This is a genomic window from Massilia sp. CFBP9012 (assembly GCF_034045115.1).
Classification (GTDB): domain Bacteria; phylum Pseudomonadota; class Gammaproteobacteria; order Burkholderiales; family Burkholderiaceae_D; genus Telluria.
In genome coordinates, this window is sequence record NZ_JAXCWM010000004.1 from 396,501 (window position 1) to 415,501 (window position 19,001).

The 19,001-nt window shown below is 63.9% G+C and carries 18 protein-coding genes; 6 read left to right on the top strand and 12 right to left on the bottom strand.

Features of this window, described 5'->3' with window-relative positions:
• The first annotated feature begins 154 nt into the window (after positions 1 to 154).
• Positions 155 to 1,561, top strand: a complete 1,407-nt coding sequence (gene ppnN / locus SOM61_RS09010) for a nucleotide 5'-monophosphate nucleosidase PpnN (RefSeq protein WP_320473770.1) — start codon at positions 155 to 157, stop codon at positions 1,559 to 1,561.
• Positions 1,562 to 1,709: 148 nt separating this feature from the next.
• Here the strand turns inward: ppnN and SOM61_RS09015 are convergent.
• The 4 genes from SOM61_RS09015 to prfB form a co-directional block, all read right to left on the bottom strand.
• A protein-coding gene (locus tag SOM61_RS09015) for an IS3 family transposase (protein ID WP_414674954.1) occupies positions 1,710 to 3,061 on the bottom strand; the annotation gives its coding sequence in 2 pieces (ribosomal slippage) (positions 1,710 to 2,570 and positions 2,573 to 3,061; 1,350 coding nt in all).
• Positions 3,062 to 3,228: 167 nt separating this feature from the next.
• On the bottom strand, positions 3,229 to 4,767 hold the full coding sequence (gene lysS / locus SOM61_RS09020) for a lysine--tRNA ligase (RefSeq protein WP_320473772.1): 1,539 nt from the start codon (positions 4,765 to 4,767) through the stop codon (positions 3,229 to 3,231).
• A 26-nt stretch (positions 4,768 to 4,793) separates the two neighbouring features.
• Positions 4,794 to 5,459: an HAD family hydrolase gene (locus SOM61_RS09025; protein ID WP_320473773.1), complete on the bottom strand. Its 666-nt coding sequence runs from the start codon at positions 5,457 to 5,459 to the stop codon at positions 4,794 to 4,796.
• A gap of 14 nt (positions 5,460 to 5,473) precedes the next feature.
• A protein-coding gene (prfB, locus tag SOM61_RS09030; protein ID WP_320473774.1) for a peptide chain release factor 2 occupies positions 5,474 to 6,578 on the bottom strand; the annotation gives its coding sequence in 2 pieces (ribosomal slippage) (positions 5,474 to 6,496 and positions 6,498 to 6,578; 1,104 coding nt in all).
• Positions 6,579 to 6,712: 134 nt separating this feature from the next.
• Between prfB and SOM61_RS09035 the strand changes: the two genes are divergently transcribed.
• Positions 6,713 to 8,725 carry a bifunctional 2',3'-cyclic-nucleotide 2'-phosphodiesterase/3'-nucleotidase gene (locus SOM61_RS09035; protein ID WP_320473775.1) on the top strand — a complete coding sequence of 671 codons (2,013 nt, stop codon included), beginning with the start codon at positions 6,713 to 6,715 and terminating at the stop codon, positions 8,723 to 8,725.
• Positions 8,726 to 9,121: 396 nt separating this feature from the next.
• Here SOM61_RS09035 and SOM61_RS09040 read toward each other — a convergent pair whose 3' ends face one another.
• From SOM61_RS09040 to SOM61_RS09050, 3 genes are read right to left on the bottom strand one after another with little or no spacing between them, the layout of a single operon-like run.
• Positions 9,122 to 9,442: a DUF2288 domain-containing protein gene (locus tag SOM61_RS09040; RefSeq protein WP_320473776.1), complete on the bottom strand. Its 321-nt coding sequence runs from the start codon at positions 9,440 to 9,442 to the stop codon at positions 9,122 to 9,124.
• Positions 9,443 to 9,453: 11 nt separating this feature from the next.
• A complete protein-coding gene (locus SOM61_RS09045) occupies positions 9,454 to 10,140 on the bottom strand; it encodes an RES domain-containing protein (RefSeq protein WP_320473777.1) in 687 nt (228 codons plus the stop codon).
• Between the two features lie 3 nt (positions 10,141 to 10,143).
• Positions 10,144 to 10,581, bottom strand: a complete 438-nt coding sequence (locus SOM61_RS09050) for an antitoxin Xre-like helix-turn-helix domain-containing protein (protein ID WP_320473778.1) — start codon at positions 10,579 to 10,581, stop codon at positions 10,144 to 10,146.
• A gap of 76 nt (positions 10,582 to 10,657) precedes the next feature.
• Between SOM61_RS09050 and SOM61_RS09055 the strand changes: the two genes are divergently transcribed.
• Entirely contained in the window at positions 10,658 to 11,158 is a 501-nt protein-coding gene (locus tag SOM61_RS09055; RefSeq protein ID WP_320473779.1) for a YybH family protein, read from the top strand.
• A 7-nt stretch (positions 11,159 to 11,165) separates the two neighbouring features.
• On the opposite strand, the gene SOM61_RS09060 is transcribed toward SOM61_RS09055, so the two are convergent.
• Entirely contained in the window at positions 11,166 to 11,597 is a 432-nt protein-coding gene (locus tag SOM61_RS09060) for a PACE efflux transporter (RefSeq protein WP_320473780.1), read from the bottom strand.
• Between the two features lie 92 nt (positions 11,598 to 11,689).
• On the opposite strand from SOM61_RS09060, the gene SOM61_RS09065 reads away from it, so the two are divergent.
• On the top strand, positions 11,690 to 12,583 hold the full coding sequence (locus SOM61_RS09065; RefSeq protein ID WP_320473781.1) for a LysR family transcriptional regulator: 894 nt from the start codon (positions 11,690 to 11,692) through the stop codon (positions 12,581 to 12,583).
• Between the two features lie 86 nt (positions 12,584 to 12,669).
• On the opposite strand, the gene SOM61_RS09070 is transcribed toward SOM61_RS09065, so the two are convergent.
• The 3 genes from SOM61_RS09070 to SOM61_RS09080 are packed head-to-tail and all read right to left on the bottom strand — an operon-like array spanning position 12,670 to position 15,378.
• A complete protein-coding gene (locus SOM61_RS09070; RefSeq protein WP_320473782.1) occupies positions 12,670 to 13,491 on the bottom strand; it encodes a hypothetical protein in 822 nt (273 codons plus the stop codon).
• A 4-nt stretch (positions 13,492 to 13,495) separates the two neighbouring features.
• On the bottom strand, positions 13,496 to 14,215 hold the full coding sequence (locus SOM61_RS09075) for a hypothetical protein (protein WP_320473783.1): 720 nt from the start codon (positions 14,213 to 14,215) through the stop codon (positions 13,496 to 13,498).
• Entirely contained in the window at positions 14,215 to 15,378 is a 1,164-nt protein-coding gene (locus SOM61_RS09080; protein ID WP_320473784.1) for a sialidase family protein, read from the bottom strand. Before SOM61_RS09080 ends, SOM61_RS09075 begins: the two co-directional genes overlap by 1 nt.
• Positions 15,379 to 15,715: 337 nt before the next feature.
• Between SOM61_RS09080 and SOM61_RS09085 the strand changes: the two genes are divergently transcribed.
• A complete protein-coding gene (locus tag SOM61_RS09085) occupies positions 15,716 to 16,804 on the top strand; it encodes an MBL fold metallo-hydrolase (RefSeq protein ID WP_320473785.1) in 1,089 nt (362 codons plus the stop codon).
• A gap of 3 nt (positions 16,805 to 16,807) precedes the next feature.
• On the opposite strand, the gene SOM61_RS09090 is transcribed toward SOM61_RS09085, so the two are convergent.
• Complete coding sequence (locus tag SOM61_RS09090; protein ID WP_320473786.1) at positions 16,808 to 17,917, bottom strand: metallophosphoesterase; 1,110 nt, start codon at positions 17,915 to 17,917, stop codon at positions 16,808 to 16,810.
• A gap of 142 nt (positions 17,918 to 18,059) precedes the next feature.
• Between SOM61_RS09090 and SOM61_RS09095 the strand changes: the two genes are divergently transcribed.
• Positions 18,060 to 18,827 carry a YdcF family protein gene (locus tag SOM61_RS09095; protein WP_320473787.1) on the top strand — a complete coding sequence of 256 codons (768 nt, stop codon included), beginning with the start codon at positions 18,060 to 18,062 and terminating at the stop codon, positions 18,825 to 18,827.
• The last annotated feature ends 174 nt before the right edge of the window (positions 18,828 to 19,001 follow it).

The following is a 19,001-nucleotide window of genomic DNA, read 5'->3' on the forward strand; positions in this document are numbered from 1 at the left end:
GAAGAATTTTTCCGGATGTGTTAATACGGTTCGAAGATGGTGCGCCGCACCCTGTTCTGGGGCACGCATGCACCGCCGGATTGGCGTATATTGCTTGTCAGGATAGTCTTTACACCACCATCCGTACCATCGAATAACCGAGGATAGCCAGACCATGACCCATGAAGTAGTCGATACACTCGTTTCGCCCGAAAGCCTGCAACTTGTCGATACCCTGATTTCACCCCAAGGCCGTCTCGAAGTACTGTCGAAGTCCGAGGTGTCCAAGCTGCTCGAAACCGGCAAGGCCGGCCTGTATGACGTGTTCCGCAAGTGCGCGCTGGCCGTGCTCAATACCGGCAGCGACATCGACGATGGCAAGGAGCTGCTCGAACGCTATGCGTCGTTCGAGATCAACATCATGCAGCGCGAGCGCGGCATCAAGCTCGACATCCGCAATGCGCCGGGCAACGCCTTCGTCGACGGCAAGATGATCCGCGGTATCCACGAGCACCTGTTCTCGGTGCTGCGCGATATCGTGTTCGTCAATTTCGACGTCACCGACAACCCCAAATTCGACCTCACCCGCAGCGAGGGCATCACCGATGCCGTGTTCCACATCCTGCGCAACGCCAACGTGCTGCAGCCGCAGCGCAACCCGAACCTGGTGGTGTGCTGGGGCGGCCACTCGATCAGCCGCATCGAATACAACTACACCAAGAAGGTCGGCTATGCGCTCGGCCTGCGCGAGATGGACATCTGCACCGGTTGCGGACCGGGCGCCATGAAAGGCCCGATGAAGGGCGCCACCATCGGCCACTCCAAGCAGCGCCTGGGCAGCGGGCGCTACCTGGGCATCTCGGAGCCGGGCATCATCGCGGCCGAATCGCCGAACCCGATCGTCAACGACCTGGTGATCATGCCGGACATCGAAAAACGCCTGGAGGCCTTCGTGCGCACCGGCCACGGCATCGTCGTGTTTCCGGGCGGCGCCGGCACCGCCGAAGAGATCCTGTACATCCTGGGCATCCTGCTCCATCCGGACAATGCCGAGATTCCGTTCCCGCTGGTGTTCACGGGCCCGGCCTCTGCGCGCGACTACTTCACCCAAATTGACCAGTTCATCGGCGTGACCCTGGGCGTGGAAGCGCAGCGGCGTTACCAGATCATCATCGACGATCCGGATGCGGTGGCGCGCGCGATGCAGGCCGGCGTGCAAGAGGTGCGCGCCTTCCGCAAGGCGAACAGCGACGCCTATTACTACAATTGGCGGCTCAAGATCGACCACGAGTTCCAGAAGCCGTTCAAGCCGACGCATGAAAACATGCGTGGCCTCGACCTGCATCGCGGCATTCCGACGCATTTGCTCGCTGCGAACCTGCGGCGTGCGTTCTCGGGCGTGGTGGCGGGGAATGTGAAAGAAGAAGGGATCCGGGCGATCGAACAGTACGGCAAGTACGAGATCAGTGGCGAGGCGGAGATCATGGGGCCGATGGATGCGCTGCTGGCGTCATTCGTGGAGCAGAGCCGCATGAAGTTGCCGGGCAAGGCGTATACGCCTTGCTATACGATCGTGCAGTAAGGGCCCGTTGCTCTGGCACGTCGTTCCCGCGGAGGCGGGAACCCAAGACCTTTGCTTCGCCACTGTCGCTCAACGCAACGACAGCGCATGCAACCTTGGGTTCCCGCCTGTGATGTGACCCCTTAAACTGAGACGGGTAGATGTTCGTTCAGACGGCCTGGGCTCTGTATTGCACAGGACTCAGGCCGTTCAGTTTGATCTTGATGCGGTCATGATTATAGTAGTTGATGTACTGCTTCAGGCCGCTCACGAGTTGCTCGACACTGCTAAATTTGTTGAGATGGTAAAACTCGGACTTCAACACAGCGAAGAAGCTCTCCATGGCCGCGTTGTCATGGCAGTTTCCCTTGCGGGACATGCTCTGTTTCAGCTCACCCTTATCGAGCGCATGCCGAAATGCCGGCATCCGGTATTGCCAGCCCTGGTCTGAGTGAAGAATCGGTCGCTCGTGTTCCTCAAGCTTGCTCAGCGCCTGTTCGAGCATGTCGCTCACCAATTCCAGGCTCGGTCGCTCTCGTATCTCATAGGCGACGATCTCGCGGTTGTATAGGTCCATGATCGGGGAGAGATATACCTTTCTGCCATCGACCTTGAACTCAGTGACGTCCGTTACCCACTTCTCATTTGGCCGATCTGCCTCGAAGTCGCGCTGCAGGACATCTTCCGATGCCTCCATGGCGTCAGCCTTATAGGATTTGTACTTCTTCGGCCGAACCAGCGACTTCAAGCCAAGCTCGCCCATCAAGCGCTGAACTGCCTTATGGTTGATGATGCGCCCAGCTTGCCGTAGGGCTGCCGTGATCCGACGATAACCATAGCGCCCGTGATGGCGATGGAACTCGGTCTGGATCTCTTCTTTTACCTGTGCGTCCTTATCCCCCGCCTCCAGGACCTTCTTCTGATAGAAGAACGTACTGCGCGCCAGAGATGCAGCCTCGAGCAAGTAAGTCAGTCCATGCTCCAGCCTTAGTTCGAGTATTACTTGCGTTTTTTCGCTGGCGCAGGCGACTTCGACTCGACTAAGGCTTTGAGCTTTTTTAGGTAGGCATTCTCCGCACGAAGCCGCTTGACCTCCTCTACGAGGTCATGGTGTGAGCAGTTCGTCTCGTCCACTGGGACGCGAGTAGGAGGGGGCGGCAGAGCCTTCATTCTGGGATTTTCGTTACGGCGTCGTTTCAAACCTTCGAAGCCGTCTTGCTTGTGCCGTCGCTCCCATTCGCCGATATGGGATGCGTTAGGAAGATTGAACACAGCTGCGGCCTGTCGATAGGACAGCGCATTGTCCCACATGTGTTTCAGCACCGACAGCTTGAACTCGGCACTGTGCGCCTTCCACACTCTCATCGCCAGCCCAGCTATGCCGTGGAGGCGGTAGCGCGCTACCCACGAACGCAAAAGTGATGCCGAAATATCGAGCTGTTGCGCCACTTTAGTGAAGCCTGCTGGCCCGACTAGGTAGGCCTCAACGGCTGAAAATTTGAACTGCTCGTCGTACTTCATAAGACCCCTTGAAGTGGAGTCTCACTTCAAGGGGTCACATCACTGCGCGGGAACGACGTGCGAAAGGTGCCGAAACGACGTGCGAAAGGTGCGGGCTGGGGTGTCACGTGCCTGGGCAACGCACAAATAAAAAAAGCCGCCTTTCGGCGGCTTTCTCACTTCAAGACTCAGTCTTCCTTACGCAAGTGCGGGAACAGCAGCACGTCGCGAATATTCGGCGAGTCGGTGATCAGCATCATCAGGCGGTCGATGCCGATGCCGCAGCCGCCGGCCGGCGGCATGCCATATTCCAGCGCGCGGATGTAGTCGGCGTCGTAGAACATCGCCTCGTCGTCGCCCGCATCCTTGGCGGCCACCTGGGCCAGGAAGCGTGCGGCCTGGTCTTCGGGATCGTTCAGCTCCGAGAAGCCGTTGGCGATCTCGCGGCCCACCATGAACAGCTCGAAACGCTCGGTCACGCCTTCACGGGTGTCCGAGGCACGCGCCAGCGGCGAGACTTCGGCCGGATAGTCGACGATGAAGGTCGGCTCCCACAGCAGCGCTTCGGCGGTCTCTTCGAACAGTGCCAGTTGCAGCGCGCCCAGGCCGGCGGTCGGGAATGGCTTGACGCCAAACTTGGTCTTCAATTCAGTCTTGATGAACTCGGCGTCGTTCAGCTGTTCCGGCGTATAGCCCGGCGCGTACTTGTCGATCGCTTCGACGATGGTCAGGCGCTGGAAGGGCTTGGACAGGTCGAGCTCGCGGCCGCCATAGGTCAGCACGGCGCTGCCCTGGGCGTCGATCGCGGCCTGGCGGATCACCTCTTCGGTGAAGTTCATGATCCACTTGTAGTCGGTGTAGGCCGCATAGAATTCCATCATCGTGAATTCCGGGTTGTGACGGACCGACACGCCTTCGTTGCGGAAGTTGCGGTTGACTTCGAACACGCGGTCGAAGCCGCCCACCACCAGGCGCTTCAGGTACAGCTCGGGCGCGATGCGCAGGAACATTTCCATGTCCAGCGCATTGTGGTGGGTGACGAAAGGCTTGGCCGCGGCGCCGCCCGGGATCGGGTGCAGCATCGGGGTCTCGACTTCCATGAAGCCGTTCTTTTCCATGAAGCGGCGCATCGACGACATCGCGGCGGTACGCGCCTTGAAGGTGCGGCGCGTCTCTTCGTTCATGATCAGGTCGACGTAGCGCTGGCGGTACTTGGTTTCCTGGTCGGCCAGGCCGTGGAACTTGTCCGGCAGCGGACGGATCGCCTTGGTGATCAGGCGCAGTGCGGTCACCTTGACGGTCAGTTCATCGGTCTTGGTCTTGAACAGCGTGCCTTCGACGCCCAGGATGTCGCCCAGGTCGTAGCTGCGCAGCGCTTCCATGGCATCGATGCCGGCGTTGTCGAGGGCGATGTAGACCTGGATGCGGCCCGATGCCGCCGGGCCGGAGCTGTCCTGCAGGGTGGCGAAGGCGGCTTTCTTGCCCGCTTCGCGGCGCAGCATCATGCGGCCGGCCAGCACCACGGCGACCGGTTCGGCTTCCAGCTCTTCGCGGGTCTTGCCGCTATAGGTTTCGACCAGGTCGGCCGCCTTGTGCTGCGGGACGAAGTCGTTCGGGAAGGCGATGCCTTTCTCGCGGATCGCACCCAGCTTGGCGCGGCGCTCGGCCATGATCTTGTTTTCGTCGGCGGCCTGCAGCGGGGCTTGTTCTTGGTTTTCGGTGGTCATATTGTGTGATTCTAGTCTTGGTGGATTCAGGCCAGCAGGGTCTCAACGTCCAGCTGCGTGAAATCGTTGACGATGGCGATGACGTTGTCGAACTCGGCAAAGGCCTCGGCCGGCAGGGTGGTGGTGAGCACCACCGCGCGCATGCCGGCGCGGCGCGCCGCTTCCACGCCCAGCGGCGCGTCCTCGAATACGATGCACTGGGCCGGCATCGTCTCGCAGCGGTCGGCCGCCTTCAGGAAGACGTCCGGATGCGGCTTGCCGCGCGGGACGTCGACCGTGCCGACCACCACCGCGTCGAAGCGGGAACGCAAGTCCATTTCGTCGAGGATGAAGCGCGTGCTGCCCGGCGAGGCCGAGGTGGCCACCGCCAGTTTCCAGCCGCGGGCAGCGCCCGCCGCGATGAAGGCGTCGAAGCCGGGAAGGGTGGCGCGGTGCGGGCCGTACAGTTCGCGGTACAGCTCTTCCTTCTCGTGGTTCAGCGTCGCCAGTTCGTCATCGGAGAGTTCCTCGCCCATGTAGTGACGCAGGATTTCCTTGCCCTGGCGGCCGGCCGTGTCGCGGAAGAAGGCATCGGGCTCGATGACTTTCCCGCGCCGCGCGAAGAAGGTGATCCACGCCTGGGTGTGGAAGTCCATATTGTCGACGATGGTGCCATCCATGTCGAAGATCAGCGCGCGGGCGGGTGTCGTCATCGGGTTCTACCTTGTTAAACGTTCTGCTTGAGGGATGCGGAGATGAAATCGTCCAGATCGCCGTCGAGCACGTTCTTGGTATTGCCCGTTTCGAAGCCGGTGCGCAAGTCCTTGATGCGCGACTGGTCGAGCACATAGGAGCGGATCTGGTGGCCCCAACCGACGTCGGTCTTGGAGTCTTCGAGTTTCTGCTGCTCGCTCATGCGGTTGCGCAGTTCGAGCTCGTACAGCTTCGCACGCAGCATGTCCCAGGCCTCGGCTTTGTTGCGGTGCTGCGAGCGGTCGTTCTGGCACTGGACCACGATACCCGATGGACCGTGCGTCAGGCGCACCGCAGAATCGGTCTTGTTGATGTGCTGACCGCCGGCGCCCGAGGCGCGGTAGGTGTCGATGCGCACGTCGGCCGGGTTGATCTCGATCTCGATCGAGTCATCCACTTCCGGATACACGAACAGCGAGGTGAACGAGGTATGGCGGCCGTTGGCCGAGTCGAACGGCGACTTGCGCACCAGGCGGTGCACGCCGGTCTCGGTGCGCAGGTGGCCATAGGCATACTCGCCATCGACCTTGATGGTGGCGGTCTTGATACCCGCGACCTCGCCCTCGGACTGTTCGAGAATCTCGGCCTTGAAGCCCTTGCGTTCGCAGTAGCGCAGGTATTGACGCAGCAGCATCGAGGCCCAGTCCTGGGCTTCGGTGCCGCCGGCGCCGGCCTGGATATCGATGAAGCAGCTGGCATGGTCCATCGGATTGCTGAACATGCGGCGGAATTCCATCGCCTCGATGATCTTCTGGACGGATTCGAGGTCGGCGGACACCGCTTCGATAGTGTCGTCGTCGCCTTCCTCGCGCGCCATGTCGAACAGGTCGCGGGCGTCGGCCAGGTCGGCCTTGGCCTTCTCGAGCACGTGCACGACGCCTTCCAGCGCCTTCTTCTCTTTGCCCATTTCCTGGGCTTTCTTCTGGTCGTTCCAGATGGAAGGGTCTTCCATCTCCTGGTTGACCTGTTCTAGTTTCTCCGACTTCTTATCGAAGTCAAAGATACCTCCGAAGTTCGGCCTCACGACCGGTCAGGTCGTTCAGCAGGGCGGAAATGGCGTTGATGCGTTCGGCTTCCATGGTCTCGGCAGTCTCATTAGTTGGTTGAATCGAACCGGGGATTATACCTGACGACTGCGTCGACGAAGCCGTATGGATTGCCACGCCGGTAGCCGCTGCCGTATCATCGGCCCGTCTCGTTTCCAGAACTTCTCATGAAACCCTCCTTGCGTTACCAAATTGGCATGGCCTTCGCGCCGCTGCTGCTCATCCTTCCCGCCCACGCCGCCCAGGCCCCGAGCGGTTCGACCGCCGTGCTGGCCGTGCTCGAGACGTCCGACCTGCATTCGAACGTGGTCGGCTACGATTACTACAAGCTGGCGCCGGACGCCTCGATCGGCTTCGACCGCACCGCCACGCTCATCCGCCAGGCGCGCAAGGAATTCGCCAACACGCTGCTGCTCGACAATGGCGACACGATCCAGGGCACGGCCTTCGCCGACTACCAGGCGTTGGTCAAACCGCCGAGCTGCGAGCAGGTGCTGGGCATTTATAAAATCATGAATGCGCTCGGCTACGAGGGTGCGACCTTGGGCAACCACGAATTCAACTATGGCCTGCCTTTCCTGAACCAGATCACCGGCAGCAGTTTGAAAGTCAAGGACGTCGCGCCGCAGGCCAAGCCCTGCGCCGGACCGAATTTCCCTATCGTGCTGGCCAATATCCACAGCCTGCAGACGAACCAGCCGCTGTTCGCGCCATACAAGATCATCGACAAGAAGATCGTCGCCATCGGCAAGGACGGCAAGCGGGTCGAGAGCACAGTCAAGGTGGGCATCATCGGCTTCACGCCGCCGGACATCATGTCGTGGGACAAGCGCTGGCTCGAGGGCCGCGTCAAGCCGGTCGACGTCAAGGCCAGCGCCGAGCGCTACATCCCCGAGATGCGCAAGAAGGGCGCCGAGCTGGTCGTGGTGCTGGGCCATGCGGGCCTGGATGACGCCACCTATTCGCCGACGATGGAGAACACCAACTGGCACCTGGCCAAGGTGCCGGGCGTGGACGTGGTGTTGATGGGCCACGCGCACCAGCTGTTCCCGAACAAGGACAGCACGGTGGGCCAGTTCAACTTGCCGGGCGTGGACAAGGCGCGCGGCCTGGTGCACGGCGTGCCGGCCGTGATGCCGAGCCAGTGGGGCAAACACCTGGGCGTGGTCCAGCTTCACCTCAAGTCGGACGGCAAGCGCTGGACGGTCGAGAAGGACAAGACCGTGGTCGAAGCGCGTTCGACCCAGACCGCGCCGAAGACCTTCGTCGAGCCGGATGCGCAAGTGACGGCGCTGGTGCGCGCCGAGCACGAGGCGACCATCGCCTACGTCAAGACCCCGGTCGGCCGCTCGGCCTTCCGCATGACGACGTATTTCGCCGACGTCGGCGATCCATCGGCGCTGGAAGTGGTCAACCGCGCCCAGGCCGAGTACGTCCGCAAGTACGTGCAGGCCAATCTGCCGCAGTACGCCAGGCTGCCGGTGCTGTCGGTGACCGCGCCATTCAAGGCGGGCTTTCCGACCGTGGCCGATTACACCGACGTGCCGGCGGGCGACCTGGCGTTGAACAACGCGGCCGACCTGTACCTGTTCCCGAACTCGCTGTATGCGGTGAAGGTCGACGGCGCGGGCCTGAAGGCCTGGCTGGAAACGGCGGCGGGGCGCTTCAATACCATCGATCCGGCGAAGCTAGAGGCGCAGGAGCTGGTCAACAGCCGCTTCCCGAGTTTTAACTTCGACACCATCACCTCGCCTGACGTGAGCTACGAGATCGACGTGACGCGCGCGCCGGGCGACCGCATCCGCAAGCTGTCATACCAGGGCAAGCCGGTCGAGGCCAAACAGGAATTCCTGGTGGCGACCAATAACTACCGAGCCAGCGGCGGTGGCGGCTTCCCGGGCCTGGACGGCAGCAATGTGGTGCTGGCCTCGCCCGATAATAACCGCGACATCCTGATCGACTACATCCGCAGCGCCAGGGAGTTGAGCCGCAAGGCCCAGGGCGCGGCGCGCAGCTGGCGTTTTGCGCAAGTCAAGACGGCCGGACCGGTGGTGTTCCACTCGGCGCCGGAGCTGGTCACGCTGGCGCGCGAGGCGGGGATCGACAACGTCAGCCAGCTGAAGGCCGACGATGGTAGTGGCAAGGGCACCGCGCTGTATGCGGTGGATTTGTCGAAGTAAATCGTTACCCGTTGCGCGTCGTCCCCGCCCTCGCCGGGCGCCTTGGCGGGGACCCAAGTGTGCTCGCGTATCGGGTGCTTCAAACGCAGCCACTACGCCGATGACTTGGGTCCCCGCCTTCGCGCACTGGTGTCCGGAATATTTATACGCAAAGTATGCATTGTCATCCCCGCGAAGGCGGGGATCCAAGTGAAATCACAGAATGTTCATGCACTTGCGTTGCCCGAACGTTCATCGGAGGTCGATTTCCAGGCCACTGGCCGGACACACTTGGGTTCCCGCCTCCGCGGGAACGACGTGGTTTTTCCTATGAAGCGGGCTTATTCAAGCGCCCGAAATTATTCCGGACACCAGTGCGCCTTCGCGGGGACGACGTATTTAATGCAGCTGCTCCGTTCAATGCAGCTGCTTTTTCTCCGCCTGCACCAGCACGAACGGGCTCACCACCGACGCCCACAACACCTCATCCGCCTCCAGCCAGCCCTGCGCCTGCACATCGCTGACCTTGGCCACGCTGCCCTCGGTCATCCAGCGCGCGACGCTCTCGCGGTCGTCGTGGGCGACGCGCAGGGCGACGTCGATCAGGTCCAGCGCTTCGCTGACCCAGATCACCGAGCCGCTGGCGAAGTGGCGTTCCAGCTCGCTCCATTTGACGCGGCCGGTCTCGCGGTTGATCTTGTCGTGCAGCTCGGTATCTTTCTCGGGTTTGGTTTTCATCGTGAATCTGTTCAAAGAATCTCGACCGCAGGATGCGGCGAACCCGCCCATGTTAACCGATAGGTCTGCGCCTTGCGCACATTGCCGACCAGCGCCGGCCGGAAGCAGGCCAGGCAGGTGCCGCCCGGATGCCGCACGCTGGGGTAGATGACGCCCATCGATCCGCCGTCGAGCAGCTCGCTCGCCAGCGCCTGCGAAGCGATATAGCTGCGCGGGTCGAGACAGTCCTCGTAGGCGGCGATGCCGCGCACGTCATGGAAGCTGGCGTTGAAATCGGCCAGCAGGCACTGGTAGGTGACACTGTCGTCGAAGCGGTCGATCTCGGCGTATTCCACCGTCTTGTGGAAGATGACTTCAGACAGCGAGGTCGCGGCATCGAAGCCGCAATACCAGGCGCCACGGTCGCCGTCGTTGAAGCGGCTGCCCTCGGGCCGCGCATAGGTGAAGGCGGCATTGATGATGCGGAAGTTCGGCACGCCGAACACCAGCTCATCGACGCCGATGCCCGGCAGCAGCCCGGACTCGCCGCGCAGGCGGTCGTTGGTGGCGTTATCGAGGTCGAACAGGTCGCGCAGCACGTCGTCGCCCTCGGCCAGCGGCGCCAGCACCGAGTCTTCCATGTCGGCGAAGCGCGAGGGGATCAGGCGGCAGGTGTCGTTCTGGCGCAGGGGCGTCAGCCGTGGCCGCAGATTACCCATCGATTACAGGCCACCACGCCGGGCATCGAGCAGGCGGCGCACGCTCTGCATCGCAAGCAGGCCGCCGCCGAGCATGAAGGCGAGCGGCGTGCGGCCGGCGAAGATGGGGTTGGTATTGAGCAGCTGGACCCATTCGTCGGCCAGCTTGTCGCCATACAAGATGTGCAGGCTTTTATAGATGCCGAGCAGGTAGGAGATGCGGGTGATGCGGTCGACTTCGAGCAGCCGGTCGGGGTTTTTCTTCCAGTCGTAGAAGGCCGAGGACGATAGACCGCCCAAGAGTTCGCGCGCATCCTCGTCGCGCAGCTTCCAGGCGGCGACCAGCCGGAAGAAGCCCTTCAGGGCCGATTGCGACAAGCGCTCGCGCTCGGCCCGCGAATTGAGGTCGACCAGCGTCGCCGGCTCGAAGCGGCTCTTGGGATAGGCATAGGCAAGGTTCATGATTCCTCCGGTTCAGGAGTATTTATACTCCGCTTCAGGATAGCGTGCAAGAGGCGGTTGTCAAGCGCGCCCGTGCATGACAGAATCGCTCAATTGCCAAACAGCAAAGTTTTCTTCGCACTGTATGCGCCTCAGCTCGCTTTCCTTGATCGTCATCTGCCTCGTGGCCGCCATCGCCGCCGGCCGCGCGCGGGTGTCGCATGACGACTTGCGCAATCAGGTGATGGCGCACGAGCGCGCCTTCGCCGCCACCATGGCGGCACGCGACTTCGAGGGTTTCGGTCACTACCTGTCGCGCGAAGCGGTGTTCATGACGGGGGCGGATGCCCAGCGCGGCAAGGAGGCGGTGATGCAAGCCTGGCGCGGCTACTACGACGGCCAGCAGCCGTCGTTCTCCTGGGAGCCGGAGCAGGTGGAGGTGGTCGAATCGGGTACGCTGGCCTACAGCACCGGCCCGATCCGCGATGCGGCCGGGCGCCGGATCGGCACGTTCAATTCGGTGTGGCGGCTCGAAGCGCCGGGGCGTTGGGCGGTCGTGTTCGATCGCGGGTGCGATTGCAGGAATCAGCCGCGATGACACGGCATCAGGCGCCCCGCGGCGCCGCTGCCGCAATGGGAAACACCCGGTCATACGCCAGGTTGAACAGGAAGCCATACACCAGGTAGAAGGTGACGATGGCCAGGTCCATCAGCAAGGCCGCCCACAGGCCGATGCCCAGGTACCAGGCAATCAGCGGGATCAGCATCGCGACCAGCCCCGCCTCGAACAGGAAAGTATGCGCGACCCGGATCGCCATCGTCTTGTCGACGCTGCCGCGCAGGCGCAGCATGGCCCGGTCGAAGCCCATATTGAACACGAAGTTCCAGGCGGTGGCGATGGTGGCGGAGGCGACGCCGATCACGCCCATGTGGTCGACCGGCTGGTCGAACAGGGCGGCCGATCCGGGAATGAAAATGGCAAGGGCGACGGCCTCGAACAGGAGCGCGTGCCGAACGCGGTCGCGGAAAGTGCGCATATAAAACAACCTCTGTGCTGACGTGGGGCCGCATCATGGCACACACGATAAATATATGCACAGAGGAAAAATCGAGGCATCATGCTTCAAATATGAAACACACCAACTGGGATGACTTGCGCCTGCTGCTGTTGATCGTGCAGGAAGGCGCCTTGCGCGGCGCGGCGCGCAAGGCCGGGCTGAGTCCGGCGACGCTGTCGCGCCGGCTCGACGACCTCGAAGGAGCGCTTGGACAAAAGGTGGTCGAGCGTTTCCAGGGTGGCTGCGTGCCGACTGCGTTCGGCGCCGGCATCATCGCCTGGGCCGGTCAGATGGGCGAGATCGCGCTGGAAATCGAGCGCACCCGCGACCGGCAGGATGCGCATGCCGCCTCGGGCATCGTGCGCATCAATACCGATGAGTGGCTGTCGTATTTCCTGACGACCCGCTTCGCGCGCTTTCACGACCGCTACCCAAACGTCGAGGTCGAAATCGTGACCTCGCACCGGCCCTACAGCCTGGCGCAGCGCGAGGCGGACATCGCGATCCGGCCTTTCCGGCCCGAGCAGCTCGACCTGGTCACGCGCCGCCTCGGCGCCTTGTCTTTCGGCCTGTATTGCAGCCGCGAGGTGGCGGAGCGCCACGCGGACGCGCTGGCGCGGCGCGATTGGGCCAGCCTGCCATTCGTCGGTTTCGACGAGCCGCGCGCGGAGTTCCAGTCGGAGCGCTGGCTGCGCGCACTGCCTGGTGCGCCGGCGCCGTGGATGCGCTGCAGTTATGGGCTCGGGATACTGGATGGTGTGGCGCACGGCGCCGGCCTTGGCGTGCTGGCGACCTTCCTGGCCACCGACCAGCAAAACCTGGTCGCCGCGATTCCCCATATCCCTGAACTGGACGAAGATATCTGGCTGTCGATGCACAGCGGCCTGCGCACGAGCGCGCGCATCCGGGCCGTGGTGGATTTCATGGGGGAGGTGTTCAGCGAGTATCGCCAGGGCGTCGGTTGATCGAACGCTGAGACTGCGTGGGCCGGCGCGATGGCGCACCGACCCCGGAGAACTGCATCGGCACGCGGGCGCGTGCCGGGCAAAGCTTAGTCCTTGCCGATACCGCTGAGCAGCGCCGCATCGGCGCCGGCGCCGGCGCTGAGCATCCAGCCGGTCATCAAGAGGTAGAACATCAGCAGCGTGAACAGCACCGACACGCGGCGCGCGTTGATGCCTTCGAACAGCGGCTTCTTGTTGTAGGCGACGCCGACGAAGTAGGCGCCGAACACGGTGGCCATATAGTGCACCGCACCGAAGGTCTCGCCAAGTTCGCCCTTGCGTGGATGGTCGACCAGCAGGTGCGACAGGATCACCAGGACCAGGTAGGGCACCGAAGCGGCCAGCGGCGGCAGATACAGGCCGAAGCGCTCGACGAAGTCGCGGATCGCCGGACGCTTGAGCGCGAGCAGCGGCAGGAACAGGTTGTGGATCAGGCCGGTGATGACGATGATCTTCAGCAGCACCGCCTTGTGCAGGCTTTCCTCGCCAAAGCCCAGATTGTGCAGATTGGTCTCGGCCTGGCGGTTATTCTGCAGGAACCATTCTGGCGACTGGATGTTCAGGATGCGCTGGAACCAGCTGATTTCTTCCAGCGCGGCCAGGGCCACCAGACCGGTCAGGCCCGCCAGCACCAGCACGCCAAGATTGAAACCCTCGGTCTTGTAACGGTCGATCGCGACGTAGCCGAGCAGGCCGGACGTGAGCGAGAATGCCAGGAATTGCATCCATTCGACGATGCCGTCTTCCACCAGCAGGCGCGCCAGTTCATGCGGATTATTTGCCCAGATCAGGGCCAGCAGCAGGCAGAACGTGTTGATGATGGTGGCCGAGATGATCACCGGATGCTTATACCATTTGTTATCTACCACTAAATTACTCCTTCAAAGACGAAAAATGTTCGGTTGCCAGCGGCTGCAGTCCTGAGGCTGACCCCGGCGCGGGGACCGGATCGGATTCAGCTTCCGCCAGGCGATCGGAAGCGCGGCGGCCGGTGCGGCGCAGCGCGGCGGCCACCAGGGCGGCCACGGCCCAGGCCCACAGCAGCGGGTCGATCAGGGCATCCCACAGATTGCCGGTGGGCAGGCGCAGCAGCGCGAAGAGGGCGAGCGCGCCCAGCAGGCTCGCCGCCGGCCCGCGCGCATGGCCACGCACGATGGCGAACACGCAGACGACGGCGGCGGCGATGCCGACCAGCGGCGCCGCGGTCTGGCCAAAGCCGGCATAGTAAAAGCCGCGCGCCAGGAAACCGACGGCGTCCAGATACAGTAGCGCGCCGCTGACGACCAGCACACCGGCCAGCGCCTGCGGCATGACCTGGCTGCGGCGCATGCCGTTCCAGCGCTCGGCCAGGCGCAGCAGGCAGCAGCCGACCAGCAGAGCGCTCGGGTACTGGAAGGCCAGGCCCAGCCACCAGGCCGGCGACAGTTCGCCCGGCAGGGCCATCGCCGCCAGCGCGAGCGCCAGCACCGCGGCCAGCGCCACGCGCGACATCGGCGCTGACCGCCGCCACAGCGCGCACAGCAGGGTGGCGAGGACGATCGCCCAGCCCAGGCGGCCGTAGAGGATTTGCAGCGACAGATCCGGCAGGTTCATCAAATCAATCCTCCGGCGTCGATGCGATAGCGATGATGGGCGATCGCCTGGCGCTGCCAGGTGTACGTCACGTGCAATTCGTCGCCGACCTGCTGCAGGGTCGGATACGAGAATTCGTCGCCGGCCTTGCCCTTGGCGATGTCGGCCACCGTGCGCCAGGTGCGCATATCGTCCGAAATCGACAGGCGCAGCACGCTGCGCGCCGAAGCGTCGTCGGCGGCGTGGTTGTGCAGCATCAGGAACTGGCCGCTGGACAGGCGAATGGCCGCCATCGAGGTATTGTGGTTGGGCAGGTCGAGCGCCGGCAGGTCTTGCCAGCTGGCGCCACCGTCGTTGCTGGCCGCGTGCTGCATGCGGCGCGCGTCGCTGTCGTCGCGCAGCAGTGCGCGCACTTCGGTCTTCGACACCGCCACGATCGCAGGTTGCAGGGTCGAGGTGGTCTGGCCGATGCGCGCCAGCGAGGTCGGGTTGCCCTGGGCATCGAAGGCCATCAGCATCGGATATTTGTTGCCGATCTCGAAATAGACGGGCAGCCACCAGCCGCCGTCGCTGAGCGCCAGCGGCGAGGTGCGCACCAGCGCGCTGGTATTGAATAGCGGCGAGGTCGGCAGCACGCGGCGTACGCGGAAGCTGGCGCCCTGGTCGCTCGAGACGATATGGGCGATGCGCGACGCCGCCCAGCCGCCCAGGCCGGTGGCGACGACGTACAGGTGGATCTTGCCGTCGCGGTCGGTCCAGGCGACGGGATTGCCGATGCGGCGCACGCCAAAACCGAGCGCGGCGCCGAGCGATTCACGGCTGGCGACCATCCACGGCGCGCTCCAGGCGCCATTGGCCCAGGTCGAAGCGTACACCTTGACGTCGGGGCCGCTCTCGCGGCTGCCTGCCCACCAGAAGGCGAGCATGCGGTTGCCCGGCAGCGGCGTCATCGAGCTGGCGTGGGCCGACGGCATGCCGTGCGGCGCCGGAATATGGGTGCTCGACAGTTCGGTGAGTGTGACCGGGCCGCCGCGCGTGGCGCCGGCCAGGCTCGGCTGGGCGGCAGCGTGGGGGCTGCGCATCCAGCGCAGGCCCTCGGCGCCGAGCATGAGCAGCACGAGGAGCACACAGCCGAGCAAGACGAGATTGCGGGGGCGCGGCTGAGGGATCTGGGGATTCTCCATTCGCTTCCAGTAGAGGGAACCCAGCAGTTGCGACCTGCACCGGCGGGTTCGAGCAGTGAACGTCCCGGAGGCGAGGATGTCGCTGCGGGATTGCTGACGCCAAACGGTTGCCAGCAAAGGCGCTATCGTACCGGAAAGCCACGCAAAACACATCAGGCAGAGGCGATATCGGGCCGAAATTGATGCCGAACGGGGCGTCATTACACGCCCGAGGCCGTCAATAGAGGGCAGATCATGGCAAGCTTGCCAAATTATCGGCAATTTCTCGATAACAAGCCCGCAACTACGCCCGCAACTCCGCGTACACTTGCGTTTTCGACAGCCAGGGCTTTGCTGCATGCGTACTTTACCCCTACTACTCATCATGATCCTTGTCTTGCTTGGGTCGGGATGTGCGAACCAAAATCCCTATTTCGACTCAAGCAAGTCGCATCACCGGCCCGAAGGCTTCGCCAATAACTACCCCAACAATCCCGCCTACCAGCGGCCAAAACTCGGCTTCTTCGAGGGTTGGGCGGCGCGCATCAGGAACTGGACCGAAGACGAGTCCGTGCGCGCCCCGAGCGCGCCTGTTCCGACCGTGGCGCCTGACCTGGCCTTCATCCACGCCAACCGCGATACGCCGGCGCTGACCTGGATCGGCCATGCGACATTCCTGTTCCAGACCGGGACGGGCGTGAACCTGCTGTTCGATCCGGTGTTCGACGAACGCGCTTCTCCGCTGTCGTTCGCCGGCCCGAAACGGCACCAGCCGCCGGGCGTGGCGATTGCCGACCTGCCGCGCATCGACGTCGTCCTGATCAGCCACTCGCATTACGACCACCTGTCGCTCGACTCGCTGCGCCAGTTGTACCGCCAGGCCGGTGGCCCGCCGCTGCTGGTGGCGCCGCTGGGCGTGGACCTGTGGCTGGAAAAGAACGTGACTGGCGGCGACCGCTCGCGCATCGTCAAGCTCGATTGGTGGGACAAGACCGTCTACCAGGGCCTCGAACTGCACCTGCTGCCGGTGCACCACTGGTCGGCGCGCTCGCTGTGGGACCGCAACGAAACCCTGTGGGGCGGCTTCGCGGTGACGCGGCCGGGGCATTCCTTCTTCTTCTCGGGCGACCTGGGGTTTTCGAAGGACATCCAGGACATCGCGGCGCGTTTCGACGGCTTTGATCTGGCGGCGATCGGCATCGGCGCCTACCAGCCGGTCTGGTACCGCAATTCGCACGTGAGTCCCGACGAAGCGCTGCGCATCCACCGCGAACTGCGGGTCAAGCGCAGCGTCGGCATGCACTGGGGGACGTACCCGATGGGGCAGGAGAGGCTGGACCAGGCCGCGATTGACCTGGCCACCGCGCGCAAGGCTCAGGGCGTGGCCGATGACGAATTCTTCGTGATGAAGATCGGGGAGACGTACCGCGCGCCCGCGTTGCGTTGACCTTTACGTTTGCGGCGCGCGCAGGGTCAGCTTGAGGATCTCGCCCGGCTGCCACAGCCGCATGCGCGGCCCCCAGCCGCCGGCGCCGCGGCTGATCACCAGCTGCATATCGCCTTCGCGGTGCACCCCGACCAGGTGCGGGAATTTGCGCTTGACCAGGTAGCTGAACGGCCAGATCTGGCCGCCGTGGGTATGCCCGGACAGCATCAGGCTCACGCCCTCGCGCGCCGCGCGCTCGACCAGGCCGGGTGCCGGGATGTGCGCCAGCAGGATCGTGGCGCCCTGCGCACGGTTGGGGATCGTCCGTTCCAGTCCGGCGTAGATATCGCCACCGTGCATGGCGCGGCCGATGTCGTCCAGTCCCGCCAGGTGCAGGCCGGGTGCGATCTCGACCCGCTCGTCGCGCAGCCATTTCACGCCGCCGGCGGCGAATTCGGCGATCGTGCCGCCGGCGTCGCCGTAGTATTCGTGGTTGCCCGTCACCGCCCATACTCCCAGCGGTGCGCGCAGGCGGCGCAGCACCGGCGCCAACTGGTCGTCGTTGATCGGCTCGTCCTCGACCTGGTCGCCCAGCATCACGACCGCCGCCGGCTCCAGTGCATTGATCTGGTCGACCCGCTTGCCAAGCCAGGCGGCGCGGCGCTGGGCGCCCAGGTGGGTGTCGCTGATCGCGACCAGGGTCATGCCGTCCAGCTCCTGGGGCAGGCCGGCCAGCGGCAGTTCATATTCCACGATCGCCGGCGCCCGCACTGCCTGGAAGATGGCGAAGGCGCTGACCGAGATCCCGGCAATGGCGCCGGCCGCCAGGATCCTGGGCGCCCACTTGCGCAGCCACAGCCCGAAGCCGGTCACCAGGTCGGCCAGCAGCAGGTATTGCGTCATGACGAACAGGATGCCGAGCCAGGTCATGGCGAACTGGCCGGGCCACCAGCGCCAGTCGAGGGCGGCGTCGCCCAGGCGCACGCCGAGCAGATAGACGCCCCAGACCACGAGCGCGCCCAGCCACCACCAGCGTGCTTTGACGCGCGTGCGGATCGGGGCGAGCGCATACAGGCGATGCGCCACGTAGAAATGCATCAGCGTGCCGATGCCGTTGAGAATAAGTGAGAACATGCGTAATTACACCGGTGCGTGCCGGCCAGGCTGGTCCAGAACCGGGAAATCATAGCGGGAATGCAATCTACATGTCGCCGGGAATTATCCTGCGGTCATGCCGGGTTTATACTGCGTCGTCCCCGTCATCCACCAACGTCCAGTGACAGAACTGTTCAACGCGATTGCGCGCAACCTGATTCTTCCGCCCGCCAGCCTGCTCCTCTTGACTGCGATCGGCCTGCTGCTGCGCCGCCGCTGGCGCCGTGCCGGCGGCATCGTCGCCGGCGCGGCGCTGGTGCTGCTGGTCTTCTTGTCGAGCAGTGCCGGCGCGCGCTTCCTGGTCGCGCCGCTGGAGGCGCTGGCGACCCCGCTGCGCGATCCCGCAAACGCCGGCGCGCAGGCGATCGTGGTGCTGGCGGCCGGCCGCTTGCGGGCGGCGCCGGAATACGGCGACCGTGATATCCCGGACCATATCGCGTTGGCGCGACTGCGTTACGCCGCGCACCTGCACCGGCGCACCGGGCTGCCGATCCTGGTCAGCGGCGGTGCGCCAAGCGCTGGCGCGACGAGCCTTGCCGATGCGATGGCCAGCGCGCTGCGCGAGGATTTCGGGGTGCCGGTACGCTGGGTCGAGGGGCGTTCGCGCAATACGGCCGAGAATGCGGCCTTCAGCGCCGCGCTGCTGCGTCCGGAAAATGTCGAGCGGGTGCTGCTGGTGACCGATGCGATGCACATGGAGCGCGCCCGCACCGTGTTCCAGGGCGGCGGCCTGCAGGTGACGGACGCGCCGACCATGTTCTTCGGCGAGCAGGCGCGCGGGCTGGTCGCCTGGGTGCCGAGCGCCGAAGGCATGCGCCGCTCGTGGTATGCGTCGTATGAGCTGATCGGGATTGCCTGGTATCGGCTGAAGTCGAACGGGTCGCCCTAGGGGCTATCTGACTGAGGGTGTGGGATCAGCAAAGTGTTTTCCACGTTAGTACCCCGACCTCAGCACGTCATTCCCGCGAAGGTGCACTAGCGTCCGGAATATTTATACGCAAAGTATGCATCGTCATCCCCGCGAAGGCGGGGATCCAAGTGAAATCACAGAATGTTCATGCTC